The sequence below is a fragment of the Flaviflexus sp. genome, from assembly GCF_041440645.1.
GTDB lineage: Bacteria > Actinomycetota > Actinomycetes > Actinomycetales > Actinomycetaceae > Flaviflexus.
The window spans coordinates 1-7,209 of record NZ_JASDVN010000014.1; the positions used below are offsets into that span (position 1 = coordinate 1).

The following is a 7,209-nucleotide window of genomic DNA, read 5'->3' on the forward strand; positions in this document are numbered from 1 at the left end:
CATCCCCAACTTCGAAATCAAAGAAAACCTGCCAACTACTTGACGCGGGACAATTGCAGACCTGGGTTCGGGTTCCGTGAGGGCCGACTACCTGTACCCGGGTACAGTGTCCGATGCGGAGGCAGTTTCGGACATGATTGAGGAAGCCGATGCCATTGCTGGTGTCAATGGCTCCTTCTTCGACATCAACGGCTCGAAGGCTCCCGAGGGGGTTGGCATCTCCGAAGAGGACGGCATCGTGACTGTTCCCGTTGGCACAGGCTCCGGTCAGATCGTGTCCGGCCACGTCCCGGTCGTGTTCGGTGAAGACGGCCTCGGTAAGTTTGCGGGCGTCAAACTGACGACCTCCGTGACCGTGAACGGCCAGCCCACCGACATCCCGGTCGATGGCGTGAACTCGTGGACGCTGAACGCCGGCAACATCGGTCTCTACAACCACCTGTGGGGTGACTACACCCGCGAGCACGTTCTCGCAGGCGGCACCGGCACCGAGGTCATCATTGACCCGAACGGCCGCGTCACCTCCGTTGGCATCCCAACCGTGGGGCAGCTCCCCGAGGGTGCGCAGTCGCTCGTTGAGCGCGATGGTGGGGCAGGTCGCCTCGCCGAAATCAATGTCGGCGACATTGTCGAGATCGAGACCTCTGTGACCTCGGATGGGCAGGAGATCAGCGCAGCGATCGAATCGAACGCACGCGTCGTCAACAACGGACAGCCGGTCACGTCCCGTGACACGACGGTTCACCCGCGTACCGCCATCGGTTTCAACGAGACCGGCTCCATCATGTACCTCGTGGTGGTTGATGGTCGCCAGGCAACCTCCACCGGAGTCAGCCTGACCGACCTCGGCATTCTCATGCACGAGCTTGGTGCCTACTCGGCCGGCAACCTCGATGGTGGTGGCTCGACCACGATGGGTGCTGTTGCTCCCGGCGAGTCCGAGGCAACCACCCCGCACAATCCCTCCGATGGCTACGAGCGTCCCGTCCCGAACGGCATTGGTCTGTTCGTTGAACGCGGCAGCGGCGAGGTCACCGGATACTCCGTTTCGTCCCTCCTTCAGGTGGGTCAGCCCGAACGCGTCTTCCCCGGCCTGACCAGGCAGGTCCAGGCCAAGGGCTACGACGAGACCGGCTCCGCAGTACCAGGAACCGTCCCCTCATGGTCCTCCAACGGCAACGTCACCGTGACCTCGAATGGTGATCACACCGCCACGATCACGGGCGTTACCAAGGGTAAGGACACGGTCACTGCCTCGCAGGGATCTGCAACGGGCTCCTACAATGTTGAGGTCCTTGGCGAGCTCGATCGCATCGAGATCTCGCCCTCCGTCGTGCAGCTCTCGAGCGCCGATGAGGTCGCATCGTTCACCGTCTACGGTTACGACGCCAACGGCTACCGTGCACCGATCGACGCCAACGATGTCACCCTCGAGGGCGACGAGGAGAACAACTTCTCCATCGAACCCGGCACGAACGGCACCTTCGCAGTGTCGGTCAATAACGACAACTCTGCCGCTCAGATGACGGTGTCGGTTGGTGAGCTCAGCGCAGACATGGCGATCACGGTTGGCGTGGATTCCATCCAGATCGCTGACTTCTCCGATGGTGCATCCTGGACTGCCGCGCAGGACCGCGCCGCAGGAGTGACCGTGACCCCGGCCGAAGGCTACGAAGGTGGGGATGGTGTGGAGATCGACTTCGACTTCACCCAGTCCGCCGGCACTCGCGGCGCCTACGCAGTCGCCCCCAACAGTGGCTTTGAGATCCCCGGGCAACCGACCGCGCTGACCGCATGGGTCAACGGCAACCCGAACGGTGCATGGCCCCGAATCCAGGTCCGTCAGGCCAACGGCACGACCACTCAGCTCGATGGCCCCTCGGAGCCCTTTGAGGGATGGCGACAGATCACCTTCGCCATCCCGAACGGTGTTCAGTACCCGCTGACCTTCCAGCGCTTCCGGATCATGGAGACGCGCCCCTCGGCCCAGTACACGGGAAGCATGATCGTGTCCGACATTCAGGCACTCGTTCCCACCTCGGTTGACCTGCCCCAGGCACCGGAGGTCACGGACGATGTCATTGTCGAGACCGGCGCAACCGATGAGTCCCCGCTCCGCATTGCTGTCGTCTCTGACGCGCAGTTCGTGGCACGCGACCCCAACTCGGGTGGCGTGCGCGGTGCTCGTGAGGCCTTCCGTGAGGTGCTCGCTGAGGACCCGGATCTCCTCATCATCAACGGTGACTTCGTGGATGAGGCATCCCCGGCCGACTTCGAGCTCGCGAAGCAGATCATCGCTGAAGAGCTTGGCGACTTCCCCTACATCTACGTTCCCGGTAACCACGAGATCATGGGTGGTGACATCCAGAACTTCATCGATGCCTTTGGAACCACGAATGGTTACATGGATGTCGATGGCACCCGCCTGATCTGGGTGAACTCCGCACCCGGTGGTATCTCCCACGACTTCGCACAGCTCCAGATGCTGAAGAACGCACTCGAGGATGCGAAGACCAACGATGAGGTCACCGGTGTTCTCGTGTTCCAGCACCACCCGGTCGACGACCCGCTGCCCACCAAGGCCAGCCAGCTGTCGAACCGACTCGATGCTGAGATGCTCCGCGACTGGATCGAGGACTTCCGTGAAACCGGCAAGCCCATCGCCAACATCGCTGCCGGTGTTGGCATCTTCCACGCCATGACCCTTGATGGCATCCCGTACTTCATCAACGGCAATGCTGGTAAGAGCCCGACCGGTGGCAGCTCAGGCTCGTTCACTGGATGGACGATGATTGGTGTGGATCCCGCACAGGCATCCTCCGAGAACCCCCGCGACTGGGTTTCCTTCGAGGTCAACACCCGCGTTGATGCCGACGGTCTCTCCCTCGGAGAGGTTCCCGCCTCACTCGACGAGAGCGGCGAAGCCATCGTTCTTGAACCGACCATGGTTCAGGACGACGGTGTGCGCACCATGGCTGTTGCGTGGCCGATGAGCTACGCGTGGTCCGGAACCAACGTTCACGTTGGCTCCATCGAGACCGCTCCCGAAGGATCAGTGGCAGCATTCGATCCCGAGACCAACACCCTCACCCCTCTCGCAGGTGGCGAAGCTAGCCTGACCCTTGCCGTCAACGACAAGACCGTCACGGCCGACTTTACTGTCATCCCCGACATTGTCGAGGTCGCTCCCGAGGGACCCGTGTTCGTGAACAACACGATCACGATCCCGGTTGTTGAGGGTGTTGAGTATCTGATTGATGGTGAGGTTGTCGAGGCTGGCGATCACGCTATTGAGGTGGATGCTGTTGTGACTGCTCGTGCGGTCGAGGGCTACGTTCTTGTCGAGAACGCCGTGGTGGAGTGGTCGTTCCAGTACATTGCTCCAATCGTAGAGGTGACTCCCGAGGCTCCCGTGTTTGTGAACAACACGATCACGATTCCAGTTGTTGAGGGCGTTCAGTACTTGATTGGTGACGAGGTCGTGACTGGTGACGTTGTTATCACCGAGGACACCACGGTGACCGCGGAGGCAACTGACGGCTACGTGCTTGCTGAGGGGGCTGAGACCGAATGGTCCTTCACCTACGTCGCACCGACGCCTGCCCCAACCTCGGGCAACCTGTTCTACTTCGCGAACTCCTGGGCGCAGCACACGGAGGACCAGCGCATCGCGTTTGGTCGCTACGGTGATGAGCTTATCGTTGGTGACTGGGATGGGGATGGTGCCGACTCGATCGCAGTCCGCCGTGGCAACCAGTTCTTCGTCAACAACACGATCCAGGGCGGAAACGCGGAGACATCGTTCCGCTTCGGTCGCGCAGGCGACAACGTGATTGCGGGTGACTGGGATGGTGATGGTGCTGATTCGTTCGGTGTGCGCCGCGGAACCGAGTTCTTCCTCTCGAACGAACTCGTTGGTGGTCAGAGCGAGATCTCCTTCCACTACGGTCGCGCAGGCGACGATGTTCACGTGGGTGACTGGGACGGCAACGGCACTGACACCCTCATGGTGCAGCGCGGTCAGGTGTTCCACCCCAGCAACTCCCTCCGGGGCGGCAACGCGGATTCCACGTTCCTCTATGGTCGCTCTGGTGACCAGGTGCTCGCTGGCGACTTCGACGGCGATGGAGTGGACACTCTTGCGCTACGCAGGGGCAACGAGTTCCACGTCAAGAACTCGCTGGTCGGCGGCAACGCCGACACCGTGATCCGCTACGGTCGCGCCTCCGATGATGTCTACGTGGGTGACTGGGATGGCGATGGTGTTGATACGCCCGTCGTCAACCGTTACGTCAACTAAGGCGGCGCAGTGAACGAGTAACCAGCTAGGCATAGCGAGCTACTGGAACGAGTTCGCTCAATCCACACAGGAGGGGTGCGGGGCTACATGGCCTTGCACCCCTCTTGGCGTACTAGTCTTGTTGTCGGAGGTTCACATGAGTTCAGTACGGGTCGGGCGATACGCTCCTTCACCATCGGGTGACCTACACGTTGGCAACCTCCGCACCGCCCTAATCGCGTGGGCGTGTGCAAGGAAATCCGATCTCGGGTTCGTGATGAGAATGGAGGACCTGGACGAGAGGGCGCGTCCCGGGTACGTCGATTCTCAACTCCGGGACCTTGCAGCTCTCGGCATCGACTGGGACGGTGAGGTGCTGTTCCAGAGCCAGAGAGCCGAAGCCTACGAGGCTGTTGTACGCCGACTCCTCGACGAGGATCTGCTCTACGAGTGCTACTGCACGAGGGCAGACATTCGAGATGCTCCGACCGCATCGCACGCACCTCCCGGTTCCTACCCGGGAACCTGCCGCGACCTGAGTGAGTATGAGCGGGAGCTGGGTCGGGCGAAGCTCGAGAACTTGAACCGCGGGCCGGCGCTCCGACTCCGTACCAACATCGGGACCCTCACGTTTGTCGATGAGGTGTGCGGTGAATTCACCGGCCACATCGACGATTTCGTTGTTGTGCGCGGGGATGGGGTCATGGCATACAACCTCGTTGCCGTGGTGGATGACGAGTTCCAGAACGTCGGCCAGATCGTGCGCGCCGATGATCTGCTCGAATCCACCCCGAGGCAGATATACCTCCAGAACCTCCTCAGATACCGCACGCCCACGTACTTCCACGTACCCCTCGTTGTGAACGAGAAGGGGCAGCGACTCGCGAAACGCGATGGTGCCGTGACACTCAAGGACCTGTCCGAGAAGGGCATGAGCGTGTCTGACGTGTTCGCCCTGATATCTCGTTCGCTTGGAATTGACGCGGCTACTGCGCCTGAGTTCCTCGAGGCCTTCGAGTTCGAGCTGCCACGGGAACCCTGGGTCTTCCAGGCACCGCAGTAGGTGGCAGCTTCTGCAATAGAACTTCAGTTGCCTCTACTAACGGCCCGTGAGGTTTTGGGGCGAGTGGTTTGACCATCGGGTGCTCTCTACATGGATTGAAATATTTGCACCGGTGTGCTGGACGGATCTCCGTCATCAGACACCCGGGCTACCCAAACTTGCACCGCTGAGCGAGAATTGCGGTCAAAAGTTGCCTTTAGAGCCCTCAATCTCGACTTTGAAAATGGGCTGAAATTCCGCGCAAGAAGTCCTCGTTGAGACAGTCAATTTATGTACTAATATGAGAGTCACTCACGCACGGGTCCACCCGCGCGAATATTCACAACCACCTAACTATTTGGGGTGGGGTGTCTGAGCATCAAGAAGGAAGGATGTCAATGGCACAGAAGCCTGAGAAGCAGGATCGTCTCAATTCCGGTGGTTATGACTTTGGTGGATACGTTCCTGGAGCCGACTACATGCCGCGCAAGCGTCCCGTGTGGAAGGCCGTGCTTGCGGTCATGCTGATTGTTGGCATGATTGGGCTTTACGCGCTCATCCTCTGAGAAGTCGACCCGACAAGGTCGGCTATTATTTTGCCAATTTACGATCCAGGAAACTAAAGATCAGGGCCAACGAACGTGCGGATTGCTTGGAATCCGCCGCCCCGGCGTGACCGCCCTCCGTGTTTTCAAAGTAGGTCACGTCGTGCCCCAGCTCCTCCAAGAGCGCCACAAACTTGCGTGCGTGCCCAGGATGTACGCGATCGTCACGCGTTGAGGTCGTGACAAGAATTGGCGGGTACTCCTTCTCGCCCGACACGTTGTGGTACGGCGAGTAGTTCTTGAGGAACTCCCAATCGCTCGTATCCGGGTTACCGTACTCGTCCATCCACGAAGCACCCGCGAGTAGGTGCGAGAACCTCTTCATGTCCAGCAGGGGAACCCGGCAGATCAGGGCCCCAAAGAGCTCCGGGTAGGTGGAGTACATGTTGCCGATGAGCAGACCACCGTTCGAGCCACCCGTGGCGGCCAACCTGTCAACGGTCGTCACCCCAGTTTCCACGAGGTGCTGGGCAACGGCCGAGAAGTCCTCGTAGGCGAGGTGGCGGCCGGCCTTCAAGGCCTGCTGGTGCCAGGAGGGGCCGAACTCGCCTCCGCCTCTGATGTTGGCGAGCGCGTAGACACCGCCCTCCTCGAGCCACGCCTTCCCGTAGGTGCCGATGTAACCGGGAATGTTCGAGATCTCGAAACCGCCGTAACCATCGAGCAGGGTGCGAGCGGGCTTCTTTCCCGAGAGAGCATCCTCGGGTCCGACAAGGAAGTAGGGAACCTTCGTGCCGTCCTTTGATGTTGCCCAGTACTGCTTGACGACCATGCCGGAAGTGTTAAACCGTTCGGGCGCCGAACGGACCTTCTTGACCTCGAGGCCGTCCTTGCTTGCAGTGCCGTGCAGGAGGGTGGTGGGGGTGAGGAAGCCGCTCGTTACGACCCACACGTCATCGCCGCGCTCGCGGTCGACCGCGCTCACCCCAATGGAGTCGAACTCGCCCAGATCCGGGTGCAGTTCAGTGACACTCCACGTTCCGATCGGAGCGAAGTAGACGCGACTCTTGACGTTGTCGAGGGTTGTGAACACGACACCCGTTGCCAGCTCCGTCATGGAGGAGAGGGAAGCCGTGGCTGAGGGGGTGAAGAGGGTCGTGATTGACTCCGCCTTCGGTCCCGTCAGGGCTTCCTCGTAGGGGAGGGCAATGAGCGAACCCGCGGGGAACATCGTGCCCTCCACGTCCCAGTCGTAGCGGAGCTCGAGAATAGCCCAATCCTGGACGGTGCCGACGCTGGAGCTGTGCGGCAGCTTCACCTCGGTCAGGTAGTGGGTGTCCTCG

At 60.7% G+C, this 7,209-nt stretch carries 4 protein-coding genes; 3 read left to right on the forward strand and 1 reads right to left on the reverse strand.

The genetic code is table 11. The features are described 5' to 3' along the window. The first annotated feature begins 76 nt into the window (after positions 1-76). From QMB98_RS01910 to QMB98_RS01920, 3 genes are all read left to right on the forward strand, one after another. The gene (locus QMB98_RS01910) at positions 77-4,300 is read left to right on the forward strand and encodes a phosphodiester glycosidase family protein (protein WP_371683951.1); all 4,224 of its coding nucleotides are present in this window, start codon (positions 77-79) and stop codon (positions 4,298-4,300) included. A 136-nt stretch (positions 4,301-4,436) separates the two neighbouring features. Beyond that, a complete protein-coding gene (gluQRS, locus tag QMB98_RS01915) occupies positions 4,437-5,342 on the forward strand; it encodes a tRNA glutamyl-Q(34) synthetase GluQRS (protein WP_371683952.1) in 906 nt (301 codons plus the stop codon). A gap of 377 nt (positions 5,343-5,719) precedes the next feature. Then, complete coding sequence (locus QMB98_RS01920) at positions 5,720-5,887, forward strand: hypothetical protein (RefSeq protein WP_371683953.1); 168 nt, start codon at positions 5,720-5,722, stop codon at positions 5,885-5,887. A gap of 25 nt (positions 5,888-5,912) precedes the next feature. Here the strand turns inward: QMB98_RS01920 and QMB98_RS01925 are convergent. Beyond that, positions 5,913-7,209 (reverse strand): prolyl oligopeptidase family serine peptidase (locus tag QMB98_RS01925; protein WP_371683954.1); only part of this gene is annotated, 1,297 nt, incomplete at its 5' end.

Excerpts from the sequence above, each read along its gene's own strand:
- gluQRS (WP_371683952.1), top strand. The coding sequence starts at position 4,437 with ATGAGTTCAGTACGGGTCGGGCGATACGCTCCTTCACCATCGGGTGAC.
- QMB98_RS01920 (WP_371683953.1), top strand. The coding sequence starts at position 5,720 with ATGGCACAGAAGCCTGAGAAGCAGGATCGTCTCAATTCCGGTGGTTAT.